This is a genomic window from Streptomyces oryzae (genome assembly GCF_017676365.1).
Classification (GTDB): domain Bacteria; phylum Actinomycetota; class Actinomycetes; order Streptomycetales; family Streptomycetaceae; genus Streptomyces; species Streptomyces oryzae.
Genome location: NZ_JADKMA010000019.1, coordinates 17330 through 37972, shown reverse-complemented (window position 1 = coordinate 37972; position 20643 = coordinate 17330). Strand labels below are relative to the sequence as shown.

Below are 20643 nucleotides of genomic sequence, written 5' to 3'. Positions count from 1 at the left end.
CATGTCCTTCCTCGCCTGGGCCGATCGGCCGCCCGTACCGCCCGCTCCCGCACGCGGTACTGTCGGCGGCGATGCACACGACGATGCACAAGACCCTGGTCGTCACCAATGACTTCCCGCCACGCGCCGGCGGCATCCAGGCGTTTCTGCACAGCATGGCGCTGCGCCTGGACCCCTCCCAGGTCGTGGTCTACGCCTCGACCTGGAAGCGGAGCCGGGAGGGGAGGGAAGCAACGGCGGCGTTCGACGCCGAGCAGCCCTTCACGGTCGTCCGTGACCGCACGACGATGCTGCTGCCCACTCCGCGGGTGACCAAGCGTGCCGTCTCGCTGCTGCGGGAGCACGGCTGCCGCGCCGTGTGGTTCGGCGCCGCTGCGCCGCTGGGACTGATGGCGCCCGCGCTGCGCAGGGCCGGGGCCGAGCGCATCGTGGCGACCACCCACGGCCACGAGGCGGGCTGGGCACAGCTCCCCGCGGCCCGCGGCCTGCTGCGGCGGATCGGCGAGCAGACCGACACCCTCACCTACCTCGGCGACTACACGCGCCGCCGCATCGCCGCCGCGCTCACCCCCGAGGCCGCTGCGCGCATGGTGCAACTGACGCCCGGGGTGGACGAGAAGACCTTCCACCCGGCTTCGGGCGGCGACGCGGTGCGCGCCCGGCTGGGCCTGACGGAACGCCCCGTGGTCGTCTGCGTCTCGCGGCTGGTGCGCCGCAAGGGCCAGGACACGCTCATCGAGGCCATGCCGCGGGTGCTGGAGTCGGTGCCCGACGCGGTGCTGCTGATCGTCGGCGGCGGCCCCTACCGCGCCGACCTGGAGAAGCTGGCCGCCTCCCGCGGGCTCACCGACGCGGTGCGCTTCACCGGCCCCGTCACTTGGGAGGAGCTGCCCGCGCACTACGGCGCGGGCGACGTCTTCGCGATGCCGTGCCGCACCCGGCGCGGCGGGCTGGACGTGGAGGGGCTCGGCATCGTCTACCTGGAGGCGTCCGCCACCGGACTGCCCGTGCTCGCCGGTGACTCCGGCGGAGCGCCGGACGCGGTACTGGACGGCGAGACGGGCTGGGTGGTGCCCGGCGGCAGCCCCGAGCGGACCGCCGACCGGCTGACCGAACTCCTCCGCGACCCCGGACTGCGCACCCGCATGGGCGCCCGGGGCCGGCAGTGGGTCGAGGAGCGCTGGCGCTGGGACCTCCTCGCGGAGCGGCTACGCGAGCTGCTGTGACCAGGACTCCGGGCCGGCCTCCGGCGGCACCGGATCGAGCAGCGCCACCTCGAGACCGGCCAGCCGCGCCGGGTCCGCGATCACCTCGTACGCCGTGATCCGGCCGCCCTCGACGGCGAAGGTGAGCGCCGCGAGCAGCCTGCCGCGCGGCGCGAGGACGGCCCCCACGGCCCCGTCCACCAGCGCGGTCTGCGCGTACCGGGACCGCTGGGACAGCAGCACCGTGCCCCGGGCCACGGCGTCGGCGCCGCGTACGAGCGCCGCGGCGCCCGCCGGAAGAGCCGCAGGATCGGCGCGGCGCACCACATCGGGCGCGAGCACGGCGAGCAGCCCGGCCAACTCCCCCTTGCGCGCGGCGGACAGGAACGCCTCCACGGCTGTCCGCTGCTGAGCCAGCTGCGTCGCGGGCACGGCCGGTGTGCCGCGCACGCGGCTGCGGGCCCGGCTGGCGAGCTTCTTGGCGGCGACGGGCGAGCGCTCCACCAGTGGCGCGATCTGCTCGAAGGGGACGGCGAACATGTCGTGCAGCACGAACGCGACCCGCTCGGCCGGTCCCAGCCGGTCCAGTACGACGAGCAGGGCCCTGCCCACCGAGTCGGCCAGCAGCACCTCGTCCTCGGGCCCGTCGGCCTCCCCCTGTGGCAGGGGGTCGGGCACGTGCTGCCCCACCGGCTCCTCGGGACGGGCGGCGCGGGCCCGCAGCATGTCGAGACAGATCCGGGAGACGACCGTACGCAGCCAGGCGGGCAGGTTGTCGATGGTCTCGGCGTCGGTGCGGCTCAGCCGCAGCCAGGTCTCCTGCACGGCGTCCTCCGCCTCGCTGAGCGAGCCCAGCATCCGGCAGGAGACGGCCAGCAGCAGGCCGCGGCTCTCCTCGAAGCGGTCGGCCAGCCGGGTCGGCTCGTCCATCGGTCACCTTTCCCTCGCGCGTTCCGTCACCTTCATCGACGTATCCGACGCCGGAGAAGTGACAGGAGAGAGCCCTCGATGAAACACGATGCGACGACGCCGTTCCTGCTGCGCGTCGACGCCAGCGTGAGCCCCGCGGACACCTCGGTCAGCAGGCAGCTCACCGCGCTGTTCGCCGACAGGTGGCGGCAGCACCACGGAGATGCCGGATACCGCCACCGGGACCTGGCAGCCGCGCCGGTCCCGCTCGTCACCGCCGACTACGCCAGGTTCGGATACTGGGTGGAGCGGCACGGCACCGTACCCGTGGACCGGGTGGCGGGGCTGGTCAGGGACGCCGCGGACGAGCACGTGTGGCGTACGACGCGGCCGCTGGTCGAGGAGGTGCTGGCGGCGGACGTCCTGCTGCTGGGCGTGCCGATGTACAACCTCACGGTGCCCGCCGCGCTGATGGCGTGGATCGACCGGATCAGCTTTCCGGGAGCGCTCCTCGACCCGGAGACGGGCCGCAGCCGGCTGCGGGACAAGCACGTCGTGGTCGTCGGTGCGCGTGGTGGCGGCTACGGCCCGGGCGCCCCGCGCGAGGGGCTCGACTTCCAGGTGCCGTATCTGCGGGGCTACTTCACCGACCGCGGGGTGCCCGAGGAGAACCTGCACGTCGTGACCGCCGAGCTGACCCGCGCCCGGGACGTACCCAAGATGGCCCCGCTCCGGACGCGGGCCGCCGAATCGCTGGCCGCGGCCCGCGAGGGAGTCCTCGAACTGGCGGCCCGGCTCATCGCCCCGACAGGGGCGCGGGGAACTGTGGGCCAAGCCGGCAACCAGCCCGCAGACTGCTGACTGCGGTCAGGGGCAGCCCGTGGGCAGTTACGCGGTGTAGAGGGCTTCGATCTCCTCGGCGAAGTCCTTCGCCACCACGCCCCGTTTCAGCTTCAGGGAGGGGGTGACATGCCCGGAGTCCTCGGTGAACTGCTCCCGCAGCACCCGGAACTTCCGCACCGACTCGGCCCTGGAGACGGCCTTGTTGCCCTCGTCGACGGCGGTCTGGAGCTCGGCGAGCAGGTCGGGGTCCTCCAGCAGCTGCTCGTGGCCGAGGTCCTGCTTGCCGTGCTCGGCGGCCCAGCGCGGCAGGAACTCCTCGTCCACGGTCAGCAGCGCGCCGACGAAGGGCCGGCCGTCGCCGACGACCATGCACTCGGCGACCAGCGCGTGGGCGCGGATGCGGTCCTCGATGACGGCGGGGGCTACGTTCTTGCCGCCCGCGGTCACCAGGATCTCCTTCTTCCGCCCGGTGATGGTCAGATAGCCGTCCACATCGAGCGTCCCCAGATCGCCGGTGTGGAACCAGCCGTCGGCCAGCGCCTCGTCGCCGGCCTGCTGGTTGTTCCAGTAGCCGGTGAACAGGTGCTCGCCGTGCAGCAGCACCTCGCCGTCGTCGGCGATCCGGATGACGGAGCCGGGCAGCGGCTGGCCCACAGTGCCGATCTTGGGCCGGTCGTACGGGTTGAAGGCGGTCGCGGCGCACGACTCGGTGAGCCCGTACCCCTCCAGCACGGTGAAGCCGACGCCGCGGAAGAAGTGGCCCAGCCGCTCACCCAGCGGTGCGCCGCCGGAGATGGCGTGGGTGGCCCGGCCGCCGAGGACGGCGCGCAGCTTGCTGTAGACCAGCTTGTCGAAGATCTTGTGCTGGATACGGAGTCTGAGCGAGGGGCCCGCCGGGTCGTCCAGTGCGCGGCTGTAGGCACCGGCCACCTCGGCCGCCCGGTCGAAGATCCTGCCCTTGCCGCTCGCGACGGCCTGTGCCCGCGCGGAGTTGAAGACCTTCTCGAAGACGCGGGGGACGCCCAGCACCATCGTCGGCCGGAAGGAGCCGAGCTCGTCGGTGAGGTCCTTGATGTCCGCGACGTGCCCCAGCTTGATCGGCGCCATCACGGCACCCACCTGCACCAGCCGTCCGAGGACGTGGGCGACCGGCAGGAACAGCAGCACCGAACCCTCGCCGGGCCGGAACATCGGGCGCAGCCGCTCGACCACGTTTCCGCACTCCGCGAAGAAGCTGCGGTGGGTGAGCACACAGCCCTTGGGGCGCCCTGTGGTGCCGGAGGTGTAGACGATGGTCGCGGGCGAGTCGGCGTCGGCGGCGGAGCTGCGCTCCTCCACCTTCTCGTCGCTGATCCCGGCGCCCAGCGCGGCCAGTTGCGCGACGGCGCCCTCGCTCGCTTCGCTGCCGGGCCCCGGTTCGATCTGCCATACGTCGCGCAGCTCGGGCAGCCGGTCGCGCACCGAGTCGACGGCCGCTGCGTGCGCTTCGGTCTCCACCAGACAGACGACGGCGCCCGAGTCGCCGAGGACCCAGGAGATCTGCTCGGGCGAACTGGTCTCGAAGATGGGCACGGTGACGCCGCCCGCGCTCCAGACGGCGAAGTCCAGCAGCGTCCACTCGTACCGGGTGCGCGACATCAGGCCCACCCGGTCGCCCGGCTCCACACCCGCCGCGATCAGACCCTTGGCGGCCTGCTGCACCTCGGCGAGGAACGCGGTGGCGGTCACGTCCTCCCAGCGGCCTTCGCGCTTGCGTCCCAGGACGGGGAGGTCGGGGTGCTGAGCCGCGTTCCGGCGGATGAGGTCCGTCAGGTTTCCGTCTGCGGGGACTTCGTAGAGAGCCGGAAGGCTGTACTCGCGCAAGACTGCTACTCCTCGTCGGCGCGCCGAAGGGGGCCGCGGGGGGTCGGCCTCCATTGGCTCGGTCCAGGGTGGGCGTGCGACCCCGGAAGAATGACGGCCCGGACGTTACCCATCGGTATGGGGGATGGGGTAGAGGGTGACGCGGAGATGTCTTGTGCGTCACAGGTGTAGATGGCAGATAGCAGCCTAGTCGAGGCGTTCGCGGACACGGAACCCGCGAGGGGGAGAGGGCGGAAAGACCGGACGTACGGCGCTTTTCGGCCGAAGACCGTTCCGTCTCCCCGTGACCTGCGGGGCGATCTAGGGTGGGCGCATGCGAGTCCACGTAGTCAGCGACGTACACGGCAACAGTGCGGACCTCGCGAAAGCGGGCGAGGGGGCTGACGCGCTGGTCTGTCTCGGAGACCTGATCCTCTTCCTCGACTACGCGGATCACTCGCGCGGTATCTTCCCCGATCTGTTCGGCGTCGAGAACGCGGACCGTATCGTCGCCCTGCGTACAGCGAAGCGCTTCGCCGAGGCCCGCACCTTCTCGCGGGAACTGTGGGCCGGGATCGACCGCGACTCCGCGATGGAGACAGCGGTGCGCAAGCAGTACGCCGAACTGTTCGCGGCCTTCCCCACCCCCACATACGCCACGTACGGCAACGTCGACATGCCGCCCCTGTGGCCCGAGTACGCGCGCCCGGGCGTCAACGTCCTGGACGGCGAGACGGTGGTGATCGGCGGATGGCGCTTCGGCTTCGTCGGCGGCGGGCTGCGCACGCCGATGCGCACCCCGTACGAGATCGACGACGAGACGTACGCGGCGAAGGTCGCCGCGCTGGGCGAGATCGACGTGCTGTGCACCCATATCCCGCCCGAAGTGCCCGAGTTGTGCTACGACACCGTCGCGCGCCGCTTCGAGCGGGGCAGCCCGCAGCTGCTGGAGGCCCTGCACACGCTGCGTCCGCGCTACCACCTGTTCGGCCACGTACACCAGCCGCTGGCCCAGCGCATGCGGATCGGCGCCACCGAGTGCGTCAATGTCGGCCACTTCAACGCGACGGGCACGCCCTGGGTGCTGGAGTGGTGAGGAGGCCGGCGGCCTGTGTGGCCGAAGTGGTGACCCGCGCGGCGCGGGTCCCGGCAACCGCGCGGTAGCCTTCCACCGCAGACGCTTCCCCGCGCCACGGCGGGTATCCCGCGCGGTCGTTCCACGTACGGCGGGCCTTGATGGCGGGCATTTCGGACACGGGTATATCGGAGGGCCATGGCGATGGCGGAACACACCAGCTCGAGCATCACGGTTGACGCGGCACCCGAGGCCGTGCTGAACGTGATCTCCGACTTCCCCCGCTACCCGGAGTGGGCAGGCGAGGTGAAGGAGGCCGAGGTCCTCGGCCGGGACGAGCAGGGCCACGCCGAGCAGGTGCGCCTGCTGCTGGACGCCGGAGCCATCAAGGACGAGCACACCCTCGCCTACGAGTGGATCGGCGAGCCCGGGATCCGGGAGGTGCGCTGGTCGCTGGTCAAGTCCCAGATGCTGCGCTCCCTGGACGGCGTCTACCGCCTCACCCCGCTCGACGGCGGTGAGCGCACCGAGGTGATGTACCAGCTCACCGTCGATGTGAAGATCCCCATGCTCGGGATGATCAAGCGCAAGGCCGAGAAGGTCATCATCGACCGGGCGCTCGACGGGCTGAAGAAGCGCGTCGAGGCGGGCGGCGCCGAGGCATCCGGAGCCGGCAGCTGACCGGCGCAACGGGCGCCGGACCCTGGGGGCCCGACGCCCGGCCGTCCGGCTCCCAGTCGTCCGATTCCCACTCGTCCGGCTCCCGGCCCTCCGGGCCGCAGACGGTGCTGGTCAGCGGTGCGGGTGGTGCGGGTCGTACGACCGTGGCGGCCGCCACCGCGTGCGCCGCCGCTGCCCAGGGGCACCGGACCCTGCTGCTGAGCGCGGAGCCCGCTCGCCGGCTCGCCGCGCTGCTGGGCACGGACGCCCGGGAGCAGGCCGATGACCAGGCCCCGGTCCTGGGCCAGGGCAGGCCCGAGGCCGTCGCCGGGGTGGCGGACCTGTGGCTGCTGCGTATCGACTCCGGTGCGGAGTTCCGCAGTCAGGCCGTCGCGCTCCAGACGCGCGGCAAGACCGTGCTCGACCTGCTGGGCGCGGTACCGCTGGACGAGGACGAGCTGACCGAACTCCCCGGCGCCGGGACCTTCGCGCTGCTGCGCGCCCTGCACACCGCGCACACGGGCGGCACGGAGGACGGCCGGGACGGCGCGGGCGGCTGGGACATCGTCGTCGTCGACATGCCGGCCGCCCCCGAGGGTCTCAACCTGCTGGCGCTCCCCGAACAGCTGCGCCGCTATCTGCGCCGCCTCATACCCGCCGAGCGCCAGGCGGCCCGGGCCCTGCGCCCGGTGCTGGCCCAGCTCGCCGGTGCCCCCATGCCCGCGCAGTGGCTCTACGACGCGGCTACGCGCTGGTCGGACGAACTGGCTTCCGTGCAGCGGGTCGTGGAGTCTCCGGCGACGGTCGTCCGGCTGGTCACCGAGCCGGGACCGCTCGCCGTCGAGACGCTGCGCACCGCAGGGGCCGGAGTACGGCTGCACGGGCTCGAGCTGGAGTCCGTCGTCGCCAACCGGCTGCTGCCGACCGGCTCCTGCGACCCCTGGCTGACCGGGCTGGCCGGCCGGCAGCAGACCGCGCTGGCAGCGCTGCGCGAGAAGTGCGAGGCCGAGTCGGTGCCGCTGTGCGAGCTGCCGCACCTGGGCCGCGACCCGCTCGGCCCCGAGGACCTGACGACGCTGGCCGGCGCGGCGCGTACCGCCGTTGCCGCCGACGGAACAGCGGCAGTGGGCCTGCGCCCGCCGGACGGGGCCGAGGGCGGGCCCGGCACCGACATCGCCTACGGCTGGCTGGAGGACCGGCTGGCCGGGGACGGCAAACTGGTGTGGCACCTCCCGCTGCCGGGCGCCGAGCGGGACGAGCTGGAACTGGTGCGCCGCGGCGACGAGTTGACCGTGGGCGTCGGCCCCTACCGCAGGGTGCTCCCGCTCCCCTCCGCGCTGCGCCGCTGCCGGGTCTCCGGCGCGGGGCTCAAGGGCGGGGTGCTGGGCGTGCGTTTCACGCCCGACCCGGACCTGTGGCCCGCGCGGAGCGGCTGACTGCGCGGAGGCCCGCCTTCGGCCTCGACCCGGTGCGCCGTTCCGGTACCGTCGGAAGGTGCACAGTTCGCACCACGCCACCACTTGCCGCCCGTAGGAGCCCCGCCATGAGCGATGCCGCCGAGCGCCCTGCCGCCCCGGACCCCGACGCCTGGGCCACCGCGTGCGAGGAGGACCTGGCCGCCGAGCGGGCACGCCGCCGCGCGCAGTACGGCCCGCCGCCCACCAGCGCGGCCGAGGAGCTGCGCCGGCTGGCGGACGCGGTCACCGAGAAGGTCGCCGAGTTCGGCAAGCCCCTGATGGGCGCCGCCGGGTCCGCCGCGGCCCAGGGCATGGCGCAGCAGCTGTTCCAGCAGGCCAGGGCGACCATCGAGCCCGTCGTCGAGCGCAACCCGCAGTTCTTCGACCACCTCGCCGCAGCGGGCAGCGAACTGCTTGCCGCCTACCGCTCCGCGGTCCACGAAGCCGAACGCCGCTGGACCGAGAGGCCCGGCGCCGACGCGGAGCACATCGATGTGGAGCGGGACGAGGACTAGGGGCTGCCCCTGTCCCACCGCTGCTGCCCCTCCGATCCGTGCTCGGTGCCGGAGCCTGCTCCGGTACCGTTGGCCTCGGCGGGGATCACATTCGGATGACCGAGGGACACATGGGACTCACAATCGGGGTCGACATCGGCGGCACCAAGATCGCAGCTGGCGTTGTGGACGAGAAAGGCACCATTCTCGAAACCAGCACGGTGCCCACACCCGACACCCCTGATGCCGTGATCGACGCCATCGCGGACGCGGTACGCCAGGCCAGCGCCGAGCACCAGGTGGAGGCCGTCGGAATCGGCGCTCCCGGGTACGTCGACGACAAGCGCGCCACCGTGCTGTTCACCCCCAACCTCAGCTGGCGGCACGAGCCGCTCAAGGACAAGGTGGAGCAGCGCATCGACCTGCCCGTGGTGATCGAGAACGACGCGAACGCCGCCGCCTGGGGCGAGTACAAGTTCGGCGTCGGCACCGGCCACGAGGACGTCGTCTGCATCACCATCGGCACGGGCCTGGGCGGCGGCACCATCATCGGCGGCAAGCTGCACCGCGGACGGTACGGCGTGGCCGCCGAGTTCGGCCACATCCGGATGGTGCCCGACGGCCTGCTGTGCGGCTGCGGCAACCAGGGCTGCTGGGAGCAGTACGCCTCGGGGCGTGCGCTGCTGCGTTACGCCCAGCAGCGCGCCACCGCCACCCCGGACAACGCCACGATCCTGCTGGGTCTGGGCGACGGCACCGCCGAGGGCATCCGGGGCAAGCACGTGAGCGAGGCGGCCCGGCAGGGCGACCCGGTGGCCATCGACTCCTTCCGCGAGCTCGCCCGCTGGGCGGGCGCGGGCCTCGCCGATCTGGCCTCCCTCTTCGACCCGGGCGCCTTCATCGTCGGCGGCGGCGTCTCCGACGAGGGCGAGCTGGTGCTGGACCCGATCCGCAAGTCCTACCGCCGCTGGCTGGTCGGCAGCCGCTGGCGCCCGCACGCCGAGGTCCTCGCCGCCCAACTGGGCAACAAGGCGGGCATGGTCGGCGTCGCGGACCTGGCCCGCCAGGGCTGACCGGACGGGGGCAGCCGCGATGAGGGGGGAGCCGAGCGGAAGGACTCCGCGGGGGGCCGCGCAGGTCACGGACCTGCCGCCCTCCCGTACGGAGTCCGACGGCTCCGCCGTCGTCCGGCTGCTCAGCTACAACATCCGCTCCCTGCGGGACGACCGGGAGGCGCTCGTCCGGGTCATCCGGGCGTGCGCCCCCGACATCGTCTGCGTACAGGAGGCGCCGCGGTTCTTCCGCTGGCGCAAGCGGGCCGCCTGGCTGGCGCGGCGCACCGGCCTCACGTATGTGACGGGTGGTGCGACGGCGGCCGGACCGCTGATCCTCGCCTCGCTGCGGGCCCATGTGGAACGCACGGAGGACGTGCTGCTGCCGCGCACCCCCGGGCTGCATCAGCGCGGGTTCGCCACGGCCGAGCTGCGGTTCGGGCCGGCTGCGCGGCTGGGCGTCGTCAGCTTCCACCTCAGCCTCCAGGCCCGGGAGCGGCGGCAGCAGGCCAGGGCGCTGCTGGAGCGGGCCGCCGCGTTCGGCAGCGCGCCGGTGGTGGCGGCCGGCGACGTCAACGAACGGCCGGACGGTCCGGCGTTCGCGCTGCTCGGCGAGGGGCTGCGGGACGCATGGGGGCTCAAGCCGTGGGGCGCCGAGTACACCTCGACGCCCGCCGAACCGGTGCAGCGCATCGACGCGGTCTTCGCTGGGGAGGGCGTCGAGGTACTGGGCGCAGGCGTGCCCCGCGGGCTGTCTGGTGTGACCGAGGCTGACCTGAAGTCCGCCACCGACCACCTCCCGGTGCTGGCCGCGTTGCGGATTCCGGGCGCGTAGGGCTCACCCGACGGGTCATGCGTACCCCGCATGGGGGGCTGCGCTTGCCAGCCCTGCTCCCCCAAGCTCTTCGAGCAGGGGGTACCCCCAGGCGCAGACCTCCCAGGCACAGCACAGCGCAGCGGGAGGGACGTGCCCCGTCAGGGGCGCGGGGCTGTGTTCATGTGCGGCTCCGCTGCGTGGGCGCGACCAGCCACAACGAACCCGCAGCCCGCAGCGGACAGATAGGGGCACCCCCTCACACGACCGCACCCCGCCCCGGATCGTCCCAGTCATCGTCGTCGCGCCCATCCCGCAGCCGGGTCAGCAGCGTGGCGAAGCCGCCGAGGAAGCCGCCGACCCCCAGGGTCACGATCCACCACGTCATGTCCGCCTGCAGCAGCACGGTGCCGAGCAGCAGCAGCGGCCCGCCCAGCGCGGCCAGCCAGGCGAACTTCGTCGTGGTGTCCGTCTCCGGCAGCGGCGGCGGCTCGGGCGGCTCGAAATGGCCCTCGCCGTCCTCGTCCCCGGCCGGCTCCCAGTCGCGGGGCCCGGTCCCGGCGGCGTAGACGGTGAAGCTGCGCACCGGCGGCTCAGCGTCGGGCGCGGGCCGCGGCTTGGTGAGCATGTCGCCGTCCGGCTCCCCGGCGCCCTCGCCGTCACCGTCCGCGTCCCGATTCCGGGCCTCGGACAGTCCGTCCGGGGCCGCCGGCTCGTCCCCGTACGCGGCGACGATCGCCGCCCAGGCGGCCTCCTCCTCGGGCGGCAGTGACGACTTGCCCTCGCCGGAGTCGCGGGGCTCGCCCTCGTCCGGGTCACGCGCCGTCACGGGCGCTCCGAACCGTGGGAGCCGGCTCGCGCTCGGCGGCGAGCCGGTCGATGAAGCCGCGGGCGTCGGCGAAGATCCGCTCCGCGTCGTGGTCGAGGGTGGCGACGTGGAAGCTGTTCTCCAGCACGGTCTCGGTCACATCCACGGACGAGACGCGGCTGAGCACGAGCGCGGAGTCCGTGGCGGGCACCACGTGGTCGTTACGGCTGCGCAGGAGCAGCAGCGGCTGCGTCACCTTCGGCAGCTCGGGCCGGGTGACGCGGAAGAAGTTGCGCAGCGCGTACGCGGCCCGGGTGGGCACCCGGTCGTAGCCCAGCTCGTGCTGCCCGCCCTTGGCGATGTCGTTCACGATGCCGGGCGCCGACCGGAGCAGGAAGCGGCCGACGGGCAGCGCGTACCCCTGCACCCGGGGGAAGGTCATCGCCGGGTTGACGACGACGACCCCGCGCACCCCGTTCCCGTGCAGCGCGGCCAGCCGCAGCGCCAGCGTGGCGCCCATCGAGAGCCCGCAGACGAAGACCTGGTCGCAGCGGTCGCGCAGCAGCCGCAGCTCCCGGTCAACGGTCGCGTACCAGTCCTCCCAGCTGGTCAGCGCCAGGTCCTGCCAGCGGGTGCCGTGTCCGGGCAGCAGCGGCAGCGAGACGGTCAGCCCGTGCCCGGCCAGATCCTCGGCCCAGGGGCGCAGAGACTGCGGGGAGCCGGTGAAGCCGTGACACAGCAGCACTCCGGTCGCTGATCCGTCGCGGCGGAATGGCTCGGCTCCGGGAAGGGTGGGCGGCACGGTGGGCCTCCAGAGGCTCAGCGGTCGGGCTCGGCGTCTCGGCAACTCGGGTCTCGGCAACTCGGCGTCTCGTCATCTCGACGCGTCTCGGCGTCTCGCCAAGGAGTGCTGCCACCCTAATTCGTCGTCCGGCGTACCGGCAGTGTCCAGGGGGCCTGCGGGGTCACCCCGCGCGGAGCGCCGCGCCTCTTCTGCGGTAGTGGCCTGGCGCCACGCCGTACTCCCGTTTGAACGCCTTGGCGAAGGCGAACTCCGAGGTGTAGCCGGTACGTTCGGCGATGCTCCGCAGCGGGGCTTCCGTGGTGCGCAGCAGCTGGCCGGCGCAGGTCATCCGCCACCAGGTCAGATAGGCCAGTGGCGGGCGGCCCACGAGCGCGGTGAACCGGCGGGCGAAGGCGGCCCGGGACAGCCCCGCCAGCGCGCCGAGCTCCTCGACGGTCCAGGGCCTGGCCGGGTCGTCGTGGACGGAGTGCAGCGCGGCGGCGACACCGGGGTCGCCGAGCGCCCCCGCCCAGCCGACGGGCTCGGCGGCCTGCTCGGTCAGCCACCAGGTGCGCAGCAGATACAGCAGAAGGGTGTCCAGCAGTGCCGGGACGACGGCGTCCGAACCGGGCAGCGGCTCGGACAGCTCGGCGCCGAGCAGATCGACAGCGGAGCGCAGCCGGTCGTGGGCTCCGATCCGGGCCGGCAGGTGGATGTAGCGCGGCAGTTCGGTCAGCAGCGGATGGGCGCGTGACCTGTCGAGCCGGTAGGCGCCGCAGAGCAGCAGGGTCTCGTCGCTGCGCACGGGTCCGCGATGGCGGAGCGAGGGCCAGGACCCGTCGGGCCCCGGCACGGCGTCCACCAGCGGGGTCGTGGGGTGGTCGGCGAGCCCGTGGCCGTAGCCGTGGGCGAGGAAGACCACATCGCCGGGGGCCAGCCGGACGGGCTCGGCGTCGTCACCCGGCGGCAGCAGCCAGGCCGAGCCCTGGAGGACGACATGGAACCCGGCCCCGTCGGAGGCGGGGAACCTGACGCCCCAGGGCGCCCGCTTGACGGTGCGGGAGGAATGCGGCCGCCCGGTGCGCATGGCGGCGATGGCGTCGCTGAGTACGTCCATGTCCGTACGGTATCCCGCCGGCTCGCCGTTCCGCGTCGGGCGGGAGACGATGGGACATGAACGAGAGTCATTGGGGCATTGGTCGTCGCTGTGAGGCTCTCTACGGTCATCGGTATGACTTCAACCGCACTGACCACTCAGGCCACTCCCGCCACTCCTCCCACACTTCCTGCCGCACTTCCCGCCACCACCTGTGCGGTCGTCTTCCACGAACTCGGCGGCCCCGAGGTGCTGAAGACCGAGGAGGTACCGCTGCCGGCACCCGGGCCCGGCGAGGTGCTGCTCCGCGTCGAGGCGATCGGCCTCAACCGGGCCGAGGCGATGTTCCGCTCGGGCGGGTACTACTACCGGCCCACCCTGCCCGGCTCCCGGCTCGGCTACGAGGCGGCCGGAGTGGTGGCGGCGGTCGGCGAGGGCGTGACCGCGTTCGTCCCCGGCGACCGGGTGCTGTCCGCCGGCACGTTCGACTTCGGGGTGCACGGGGTGTACGCCGAGCGCGTCGTACTCCCCGAGAGCTCCCTGGTGCCCGCCCCGGCGGACGCCGACCCGGTGACCGCTGCGGCCCTGTGGGTGACGTACGCGACCGCGTACGGCGGACTGGTCGAGACCGGCGGGCTGGCGCCCGGCGACCAGGTGCTGATCACCGGCGGCTCCAGCGGCGTCGGTACGGCCGCCATCCAGACGGCCCGGCGGGTGGGAGCCGTCCCGATCGTCACCACCCGGGGCACGGCCAAGCGGGAGCAGTTGCGGGAACTCGGCGCAGCGCATGTGATCAGCACGGACACTGAGGACCTGGTCGAGGAGGTGAAGCGGTTCACCGGCGGCGCCGGCGTCCGGCTGGCCTTCGACGGCATCGGCGGCCCCGGCTTCACCGCCGTCGGCGACGCGCTCACCCCCGGCGGCACCGTCGTGGCCTATGGGTGGCTGGATCCGCGCCCCATGGTGCTGTCGATGAACTGGCCGCTGACCGTGCGCACCTTCGGCAACGGACTGCTGGCACGCGATCCCGGCTACCGCCGCCGCGCCGCCGCCTTCCTCGGCGCGGGGCTGGCCTCCGGCGAGCTGGCGCCCGTGGTGGCGAAGGTCTTCGAGGGGCTGGAGGCGATGGGTGACGCACACCGTCTGATGGAGTCCAACGCGCACACCGGGAAGATCGTTGTGAGGGTGTGAACGGGGCGCGCCGGGCACCCCGCGGGCGCACGATGGACGGCGGGGGTCCGGCGCCACGGTGGCGGGATAGGGTCGGTGGGTCCCATCAAGGAGGTCGAGGTTGTTCTACAGCGCGATGAAGCTGTCGGTCGGCAGCACGCTGAAGCTCGCGTTCCGGCCCTGGGTGGAGGGCCTGGAGAACGTGCCCGCCGAGGGGCCCGCCATCCTGGCGAGCAACCACCTCTCGTTCTCCGACTCCTTCTTCCTGCCCGCCGTCCTCGACCGCAAGGTGACCTTCATCGCGAAGGCCGAGTACTTCACCTCTCCCGGGATCAAGGGCAAGCTGACGGCCGCGTTCTTCAAGGGCGTCGGTCAGCTCCCCGTCGACCGCTCCGGCGTCCGCGGCGCTGGTGAGGCGGCGATCAGGAGCGGACTCGAAGTGCTGGAGCGCGGCGAGCTCTTCGGTATCTACCCGGAGGGCACCCGCTCGCCCGACGGCCGCCTCTACCGGGGCAAGCCCGGCGGTCTGGCGCGGGTCGCGCTCCGCTCGGGCGCTCCGGTGATCCCGGTGGCGATGATCGATACGGAGAAGATCCAGCCACCCGGCAAGGTGGTGCCCAAGCTGATGCGCCCGGGCATCAGGATCGGCGCCCCACTGGACTTCAGCCGGTATCAGGGCATGGACAACGACCGGTTCATCCAGCGCGCCGTCACCGACGAGGTCATGTACGCCATCCTGAAGCTGTCCGGCCAGGAGTACGTCGACATGTACGCGACGGCGGCCAAGCGGCAGATCGCGGAGGCCGCGAAGGCGGCGAAGATCGCGGAGGCTGCGAAGGCCGAGTCCGCGAAGGGCGAGACCGCGAAGGGCGACAAAGCCGCCGGGCACGAGGACGGTGGCGGTCACAAGGCTGCCTAGTCCGGTCGTCTGCGGACCGGACCGCCGGACCCTCGCCGTCGGGGTGCTCGCCGCCGTCGGGGTGCTCGCCGTTGCGGCGGAAAGAATTCTTGGGGGAGTCATGGCGTCGCCGAAACTGATGTCCGTGGAGCAGCCGTTGTGGCGGGCGCTGACGGGCTACCGCATTCTCGCCGTCCTCTACGTCCTCGGCGTCTTCTTCTGGAGCTACCCGGAGTACAGCACTCCGGTGCCGGGCGGCGGCTATCTCCTGGTGCTGGCGTGCTGGACGTTCGGCACGCTGCGCAACGTCGGCTCGGCAGAACGCTGCACGCTGCCGTTCCTCGTCACGGACATCGTGCTGGGCGTCGTCGGTATCCTCCTCTCCCCGGTCGTGGACGGCCGCGATCTGGTGGGGCCGACCCTGCCGTCGATCTGGGTCGCCGGTCCGGTCCTCGCCTTCGCGCTCAAGGGCGGCTGGCGGTGGGCCGCGGGCGCCTCGGTGCTGGTGGGGATCGCCAACATCGTGGAGCGCGGCATGATCACCCGCTCCACCTTCCACAATGTGCTGCTCGTCTGTGTCGCGAGCGTCGCCATCGGCTACGTCATCGAGGTCGCCCGCGCCAGTGAACGCACCCTGGCCCGCGCCCTCCAGATCGAGGCGGCCACCCGGGAGCGGGAACGGCTGGCCCGGGACATCCACGACAGCGTCCTGCAAGTGCTGGCCATGGTGCAGCGCAGAGGCACGGCGCTCGGCGGCGAGGCGGCGGAGCTGGGCCGGATGGCGGGCGAACAGGAAGTGGCCCTGCGCGCCCTGGTCTCCAGCGGCGTGGTGCCCGAACAGCCGGGGCACGCCCCGGCCGGCGCCAGCGCGCACGCGTCCCTCGCGGACGGCGGCCCCGGCACTCCCGGTGACCTTGTCGAGTCCGGGACCGAGTCCGGGACCGAGGGCGGCCGGGTCCGGGCAGTCGGTGCCGACGGAACCGACGCGGCAGCACCCTGCGACGTCCGCGCGCTGCTGGCCTCGTACGCCGGGTCGAAGGTCACCTTCGCCGAACCCGGGGCGCCGGTGCCGCTGCCGGCGGGGGTGGCGACGGAACTGGCCGCGGCTGTCGGTGCCGCACTGGACAATGTGGCCAAGCACGCGGGCGACGGGGCCGGGGGCGAGGCACACGCCTGGATCCTGCTGGAGGACGAGCCGGACGCGGTGATCGTGACCGTTCGGGACGACGGGCCCGGCATCCCCGAGGGACGGCTGGCGGACGCGGAGGCCGAGGGCCGGATGGGCGTCGCGCTGTCCATCAGGGGACGGCTGCGGGACCTGGGCGGCACGGCGGAGCTGGTGTCGGTGCCCGGACAGGGAACGGAAGTGGAGATGAGGGTTCCGAAGCATGACAACTGAGGCACAACCCGTCCGGGTGATGGTGGTCGACGACCACCCGATGTGGCGCGAGGCCGTCGCACGGGACCTGGCCGAGGCCGGGTTCGAGGTCGTCGCCACGGCGGGCGACGGCGAGCAGGCGGTCCGCCGGGCCCGCGCCACCTCGCCCGATGTGCTGGTGCTCGACCTGAACCTGCCGGGCAAGCCGGGCGTGGAGGTCTGCCGAGAGCTGGTCGGGCCCGGCACGGCGCTGCGGGTGCTGGTGCTGTCGGCGAGCGGGGAGCACAGCGATGTGCTGGAAGCGGTCAAGTCCGGGGCCACGGGCTATCTGGTCAAGTCGGCCGGGCCCGAGGAACTGCTGGACGCGGTACGCCGTACCGCGCTGGGTGACCCCGTCTTCACCCCGGGGCTGGCCGGTCTGGTGCTGGGCGAGTACCGCAGGCTGGCGGCCGACCCGGTGCCGGCCGCCGAGGACGCGCCCGATGTGCCGAAGCTGACCGAGCGCGAGACGGAGGTTCTGCGTCTGGTGGCCAAGGGGCTCGGTTACAAGCAGATCGCCGAGCGGCTGGTTATTTCGCACCGCACCGTGCAGAACCATGTGCAGAACACGCTGGGCAAGTTGCAGCTGCACAACCGGGTTGAGCTGGTGCGCTACGCCATTGAGCGTGGACTGGATGACTAGGTTGCCCCCGCGCCCCTGAATTGCACCCCGCGAAGCTTCGGCAGCCTGTCGCCCGTACGAGTGATTGCCCCAGACTCAAATCCCGGCCCTCCCAAGGAAATCCGGTTACCGGCGCATCCCGTGTGACGTGAGTCACCGCTAGCGTGACTCACGTCCAGGCGTTCAGGCGGAGAGAGGGAGATCTCATGCGGGTCGGAGTGCTGACCGGCGGCGGCGACTGCCCCGGTCTCAACGCGGTCATGCGGGCCGTCGTCCGTAAGGGAGTCCAGAACTACGGATACGAATTCACCGGGTTCCGCGACGGCTGGCGGGGGTCGCTGGAGGGGGAGACGGTCCGGCTCGACATCCCGGCGGTCCGCGGCATGCTGCCCCGCGGCGGCACCATCCTCGGCTCCTCGCGCACCAATCCCTTCAAAGCGGAGGACGGGGTCCGCCGGATCAAGGAGAACCTGGCCAAGTACGAGGTCGACGGACTGATCGCGATCGGCGGCGAGGACACCCTGGGCGTGGCGGCCCGGCTGACGGACGAGTACGGCATCCGCTGTGTCGGCGTGCCCAAGACGATCGACAACGACCTCTCCGCCACGGACTACACCTTCGGCTTCAACACGGCGGTCACCGTCGCCACCGAGGCCATCGACCGGCTGCACACCACAGCCGAGTCGCATATGCGGGTGCTGGTGGTGGAGGTCATGGGACGGCACGCGGGGTGGATCGCCCTCCACTCGGGCCTGGCGGGCGGCGCCAACTGCATCCTGATCCCCGAGCAGCGCTTCGACGTGGACCAGGTCTGCGGGTGGGTCACCTCCCGCTTCAAGGCGAGCTACGCGCCGATCGTCGTGGTCGCTGAGGGTGCGATGCCCAAGGGCGGCGAGATGGTGCTCAAGGACGGCTCGACGGACTCCTTCGGGCACGTCAGGCTGTCCGGCGTCGGCGAGTGGCTGGCCAAGGAGATCGAGTCGCGCACTGGCAAGGAGGCCCGCACCACCGTCCTCGGGCACATCCAGCGCGGCGGCACCCCCACCCCCTTCGACCGCTGGCTGGCCACCCGCTTCGGCCTGCACGCCATCGACGCCGTACGCGACGAGGAGTGGGGCAGCATGGTCGCCCTGCGCGGCACCGACATCGTCCGCGTCCCGCTCGCCAAGGCCACCGAGAAGCTGAAGACGGTGGATCCGGCGCTCTATGAGGAGGCGGGCGTCTTCTTCGGCTGACGGCGGAGAGGGGAGCCCACTCGGGGGCTCCCCTCCCCCTCGCTTCCTCAGGGTCGTGCCGCGCTCGTGGCCCCCTCGCTCACCGCCGCCAGCAGCTGCGCCGTCACCGTCACCCCGTCCAGCGTCAGCACCGACTCCGGGTGGAACTGCACCCCGGCGAAGCCGGGCCCGCGCAGTGCGTGGACCTCGCCGCTGTCCGGGTCCCGGCTCAACTCGACGCCGTGCAGGGCGAGTTCGGCGGCGGCCTCGTCGTCGCAGCGGGCGGTGTAGGAGTTGTAGAAGCCGACCGTCTCCCGCCGTCCGAACAGCTCGATTGTCTCCTGCGCGCCCTGGTAGGGGCGCTGCTTGCGGACCAGTTCGAGACCGAGTTCCGCCGCGAGCAGTTCGTGCCCGAGGCAGACGCCCAGCAGCGGCTGCCGCCGGGCACGCACCAGATCGGCGGCGAGGCCGCGCAGCAGCCGCATCTTCGGGTCGTCCGCATCGCGCGGATCCCCTGGGCCTGGGCCCAGCACCACCGGCCCCGCGTGTCGCAGCGCCGCCTCGGCCAGCCCCGGCTCGTCGTAGCGCCGCACCCGCACCTGATGCCCCGTCGAGCCCAGCAGGTGGGCCAGCATCGAGGTGAAGGTGTCCTCGCCGTCCACCACCAGCACCTGTGCCGCGTCGGCCCGCTCGGGCCGCCCCACCCGCATCCGCAGCCAGAACGGTGCGAGGGAGGCACGCCGCCCCTCCAGCGCGGCCCGCACCCGCGGATCGTCCGCCAGCCGCGGGCGCGGCTCGTCCTGCGTACGGGCCGGCGCGTCCCGCACGCCCAGCGCCGCCAGCACTCCGGCCGCCTTCGCGTGGGTCTCCGCCACCTCGCTCGCCGGGTCGGAGGCGCGCACCAGCGTGGCACCGACCGGCACCCGCAGCCGCCCGTCGGCCGCGTCGATGTCGGCGGTACGGATCAGGATGGGGGAGTCCAGCGTCTGCGCTCCGCCTCCGTCGTGGCCGAGCAGCGCGAGCGCCCCCGCGTAGTAGCCGCGTCCGCCCGCCTCGTGCCGCTCGATGACCCGGCAGGCGTTCTCCACCGGGGAGCCGGTGACCGTCGCGGCGAACATCGTCTCGCGCAGCACCTCGCGCACATCCAGCGTGCTGCGTCCGCGCAGCTCGTACTCGGTGTGCGCCAGGTGCGCCATTTCCTTCAGCCGCGGCCCGACGACGACGCCGCCCTCGTCGCCGACGGTGCACATCATCTTCAGCTCCTCGTCGACGACCATGGACAGCTCCTCGCTCTCCTTGCGGTCGGACAGGAAGTCCAGCAGCCCCGCCACGTCAGGGCCCTGCGGCGGATAGCGGTAGGTGCCGCTGATGGGGTTCATCACCACGGTGCCCCCGGTCATCCGCACATGTACCTCCGGGCTGGCGCCCACCAGTACGCGCTCGCCGGTGTGCACGACGAACGTCCAGTAGGCGCCCTGCTCACCGCGCAGCAGCCGTCCGAAGAGGGCCAGCGCGTCGGCTCGGGAGAAGTCCGGGATGCGGCCCTGGTAGTCGCGCCGGATGACGAAGTTGGCGCCCTCCCCGGCACCGATCTCGTCCCTGACCACCCGGCGCACGATGTCCTCGTACGCGCTGTCGGGCACATCGAACGCGCCCTGCTCCACCCGCACCGGGTGGTCCGGCAGCGCGGCGAGCGTGCCGGCCAGCGGCAGCTCATACCGCTCGTCGGGCAGCAGCACGGACAGCGGCGTGCCGTCGTCCCGCACGTCGAAGCCCCGCTCGCGGATCTGCCGGAACGGTACGAGCGCCAGCGCGCCCGCCTCGCCGTCCGGCCGTACGGGAAGGTCGGCGAGCCGCTCCACCTCGCGCACGCTGCCGGTGAGCACTTCGACCAGGCCGGTGTCCCGGCCCGGCGTCCGCCTGTGCAACAGCGCGAACGGCGGCGCGTCGTCGCTGGTCAGCTGCTGGATGAGGGCTGCGGGTCCGATGTGCATCCGGGGGTCCCTTCACGGTGTACGAGAGGTACGGGGTGTACGGGAGGAACGGCCGCGGAAATGCAAAAGGCCGCCCCTCGGGCGGCCTGGCACGTGACTGAGGTTCTTCAGTGCATACGCGCATCGTGGCGGGCCGCCGTGCGGGCGGGCCACCACCAGTTCATGGTCGAGTGCGCGTGCATGCGGCACACCATAGCGGACGAGCCGGCCGCGATGTCCTCCCCGGGACCGAGGACCCGGCGGCCCGCGCGGCTAGGATGGCCGGTCGCAGACGGATCGGGCGGGGCAA

The 20643-nt window shown here is 72.7% G+C and carries 19 protein-coding genes; 13 read left to right on the top strand and 6 right to left on the bottom strand.

Annotated elements, in window-relative coordinates; translation table 11 throughout:
* Window positions 1-83 precede the first annotated feature (83 nt).
* Window positions 84-1226: a glycosyltransferase family 4 protein gene (locus ITI46_RS06250; protein ID WP_209238403.1), complete on the top strand. Its 1143-nt coding sequence runs from the start codon at window positions 84-86 to the stop codon at window positions 1224-1226.
* On the opposite strand, the gene ITI46_RS06245 is transcribed toward ITI46_RS06250, so the two are convergent.
* Entirely contained in the window at window positions 1209-2135 is a 927-nt protein-coding gene (locus tag ITI46_RS06245) for a sigma-70 family RNA polymerase sigma factor (protein WP_209238383.1), read from the bottom strand. The genes ITI46_RS06250 and ITI46_RS06245 overlap by 18 nt on opposite strands.
* A gap of 78 nt (window positions 2136-2213) precedes the next feature.
* Between ITI46_RS06245 and ITI46_RS06240 the strand changes: the two genes are divergently transcribed.
* A complete protein-coding gene (locus ITI46_RS06240) occupies window positions 2214-2975 on the top strand; it encodes an NAD(P)H-dependent oxidoreductase (protein ID WP_209238382.1) in 762 nt (253 codons plus the stop codon).
* A gap of 27 nt (window positions 2976-3002) precedes the next feature.
* On the opposite strand, the gene ITI46_RS06235 is transcribed toward ITI46_RS06240, so the two are convergent.
* The gene (locus ITI46_RS06235) at window positions 3003-4820 is read right to left on the bottom strand and encodes an AMP-dependent synthetase/ligase (protein ID WP_209238381.1); all 1818 of its coding nucleotides are present in this window, start codon (window positions 4818-4820) and stop codon (window positions 3003-3005) included.
* 313 nt (window positions 4821-5133) lie between these two features.
* Here ITI46_RS06235 and ITI46_RS06230 point away from each other — a divergent pair, with 313 nt between their 5' ends.
* The 6 genes from ITI46_RS06230 to ITI46_RS06205 all read left to right on the top strand — a co-directional run bounded on the left by ITI46_RS06230 (window position 5134) and on the right by ITI46_RS06205 (window position 10372).
* Window positions 5134-5895, top strand: a complete 762-nt coding sequence (locus ITI46_RS06230; RefSeq protein WP_209238380.1) for a metallophosphoesterase family protein — start codon at window positions 5134-5136, stop codon at window positions 5893-5895.
* A gap of 183 nt (window positions 5896-6078) precedes the next feature.
* Window positions 6079-6555 carry an SRPBCC family protein gene (locus ITI46_RS06225; RefSeq protein ID WP_209238402.1) on the top strand — a complete coding sequence of 159 codons (477 nt, stop codon included), beginning with the start codon at window positions 6079-6081 and terminating at the stop codon, window positions 6553-6555.
* 104 nt (window positions 6556-6659) lie between these two features.
* Window positions 6660-7970, top strand: coding sequence for an ArsA family ATPase (locus ITI46_RS06220; protein WP_209238379.1), 1311 nt, complete (start codon window positions 6660-6662; stop codon window positions 7968-7970).
* 107 nt (window positions 7971-8077) lie between these two features.
* Complete coding sequence (locus ITI46_RS06215) at window positions 8078-8506, top strand: DUF5304 domain-containing protein (RefSeq protein ID WP_209238378.1); 429 nt, start codon at window positions 8078-8080, stop codon at window positions 8504-8506.
* A 110-nt stretch (window positions 8507-8616) separates the two neighbouring features.
* Entirely contained in the window at window positions 8617-9558 is a 942-nt protein-coding gene (locus ITI46_RS06210) for an ROK family glucokinase (protein ID WP_209238377.1), read from the top strand.
* 19 nt (window positions 9559-9577) lie between these two features.
* Window positions 9578-10372 (top strand): endonuclease/exonuclease/phosphatase family protein, encoded by a 795-nt coding sequence (locus ITI46_RS06205; RefSeq protein ID WP_209238376.1) that lies wholly within the window; start codon window positions 9578-9580, stop codon window positions 10370-10372.
* A gap of 238 nt (window positions 10373-10610) precedes the next feature.
* Here the strand turns inward: ITI46_RS06205 and ITI46_RS06200 are convergent, their stop codons facing one another.
* The 3 genes from ITI46_RS06200 to ITI46_RS06190 form a co-directional block, all read right to left on the bottom strand.
* Window positions 10611-11180 (bottom strand): hypothetical protein, encoded by a 570-nt coding sequence (locus ITI46_RS06200; protein WP_209238375.1) that lies wholly within the window; start codon window positions 11178-11180, stop codon window positions 10611-10613.
* Window positions 11167-11961, bottom strand: a complete 795-nt coding sequence (locus tag ITI46_RS06195) for an alpha/beta hydrolase (protein ID WP_209238374.1) — start codon at window positions 11959-11961, stop codon at window positions 11167-11169. Before ITI46_RS06195 ends, ITI46_RS06200 begins: the two co-directional genes overlap by 14 nt.
* A gap of 163 nt (window positions 11962-12124) precedes the next feature.
* Window positions 12125-13060, bottom strand: coding sequence for an AraC family transcriptional regulator (locus ITI46_RS06190; protein ID WP_209238373.1), 936 nt, complete (start codon window positions 13058-13060; stop codon window positions 12125-12127).
* 114 nt (window positions 13061-13174) lie between these two features.
* Here ITI46_RS06190 and ITI46_RS06185 point away from each other — a divergent pair, with 114 nt between their 5' ends.
* The 5 genes from ITI46_RS06185 (at window position 13175) to ITI46_RS06165 (ending at window position 18381) form a co-directional block, all read left to right on the top strand.
* On the top strand, window positions 13175-14230 hold the full coding sequence (locus ITI46_RS06185; protein WP_209238372.1) for a zinc-dependent alcohol dehydrogenase family protein: 1056 nt from the start codon (window positions 13175-13177) through the stop codon (window positions 14228-14230).
* A 100-nt stretch (window positions 14231-14330) separates the two neighbouring features.
* Window positions 14331-15128, top strand: a complete 798-nt coding sequence (locus ITI46_RS06180; RefSeq protein WP_209238371.1) for a lysophospholipid acyltransferase family protein — start codon at window positions 14331-14333, stop codon at window positions 15126-15128.
* A gap of 100 nt (window positions 15129-15228) precedes the next feature.
* On the top strand, window positions 15229-16506 hold the full coding sequence (gene macS / locus ITI46_RS06175) for a MacS family sensor histidine kinase (protein ID WP_372451852.1): 1278 nt from the start codon (window positions 15229-15231) through the stop codon (window positions 16504-16506).
* A complete protein-coding gene (locus ITI46_RS06170; protein ID WP_209238370.1) occupies window positions 16496-17167 on the top strand; it encodes a response regulator in 672 nt (223 codons plus the stop codon). Before macS ends, ITI46_RS06170 begins: the two co-directional genes overlap by 11 nt.
* A gap of 185 nt (window positions 17168-17352) precedes the next feature.
* Window positions 17353-18381: a 6-phosphofructokinase gene (locus ITI46_RS06165; protein ID WP_209238369.1), complete on the top strand. Its 1029-nt coding sequence runs from the start codon at window positions 17353-17355 to the stop codon at window positions 18379-18381.
* A gap of 47 nt (window positions 18382-18428) precedes the next feature.
* Here the strand turns inward: ITI46_RS06165 and ITI46_RS06160 are convergent, their stop codons facing one another.
* Window positions 18429-20354 (bottom strand): anthranilate synthase family protein, encoded by a 1926-nt coding sequence (locus ITI46_RS06160; RefSeq protein ID WP_209238368.1) that lies wholly within the window; start codon window positions 20352-20354, stop codon window positions 18429-18431.
* Window positions 20355-20643: the final 289 nt, after the last annotated feature.

Bases quoted from the DNA above. Each gene is read 5' to 3' on its own strand.
- ITI46_RS06230 (WP_209238380.1), top strand. From the start codon at position 5,134: ATGCGAGTCCACGTAGTCAGCGACGTACACGGCAACAGTGCGGACCTC.
- ITI46_RS06225 (WP_209238402.1), top strand. From the start codon at position 6,079: ATGGCGGAACACACCAGCTCGAGCATCACGGTTGACGCGGCACCCGAG.
- ITI46_RS06160 (WP_209238368.1), bottom strand. From the start codon at position 20,354: ATGCACATCGGACCCGCAGCCCTCATCCAGCAGCTGACCAGCGACGAC.
- ITI46_RS06190 (WP_209238373.1), bottom strand. From the start codon at position 13,060: ATGGACGTACTCAGCGACGCCATCGCCGCCATGCGCACCGGGCGGCCG.
- ITI46_RS06245 (WP_209238383.1), bottom strand. From the start codon at position 2,135: ATGGACGAGCCGACCCGGCTGGCCGACCGCTTCGAGGAGAGCCGCGGC.
- ITI46_RS06250 (WP_209238403.1), top strand. From the start codon at position 84: ATGCACAAGACCCTGGTCGTCACCAATGACTTCCCGCCACGCGCCGGC.
- ITI46_RS06165 (WP_209238369.1), top strand. From the start codon at position 17,353: ATGCGGGTCGGAGTGCTGACCGGCGGCGGCGACTGCCCCGGTCTCAAC.
- ITI46_RS06210 (WP_209238377.1), top strand. From the start codon at position 8,617: ATGGGACTCACAATCGGGGTCGACATCGGCGGCACCAAGATCGCAGCT.
- ITI46_RS06240 (WP_209238382.1), top strand. From the start codon at position 2,214: ATGAAACACGATGCGACGACGCCGTTCCTGCTGCGCGTCGACGCCAGC.
- ITI46_RS06205 (WP_209238376.1), top strand. From the start codon at position 9,578: ATGAGGGGGGAGCCGAGCGGAAGGACTCCGCGGGGGGCCGCGCAGGTC.
- macS (WP_372451852.1), top strand. From the start codon at position 15,229: ATGGCGTCGCCGAAACTGATGTCCGTGGAGCAGCCGTTGTGGCGGGCG.
- ITI46_RS06215 (WP_209238378.1), top strand. From the start codon at position 8,078: ATGAGCGATGCCGCCGAGCGCCCTGCCGCCCCGGACCCCGACGCCTGG.
- ITI46_RS06185 (WP_209238372.1), top strand. From the start codon at position 13,175: ATGACTTCAACCGCACTGACCACTCAGGCCACTCCCGCCACTCCTCCC.
- ITI46_RS06170 (WP_209238370.1), top strand. From the start codon at position 16,496: ATGACAACTGAGGCACAACCCGTCCGGGTGATGGTGGTCGACGACCAC.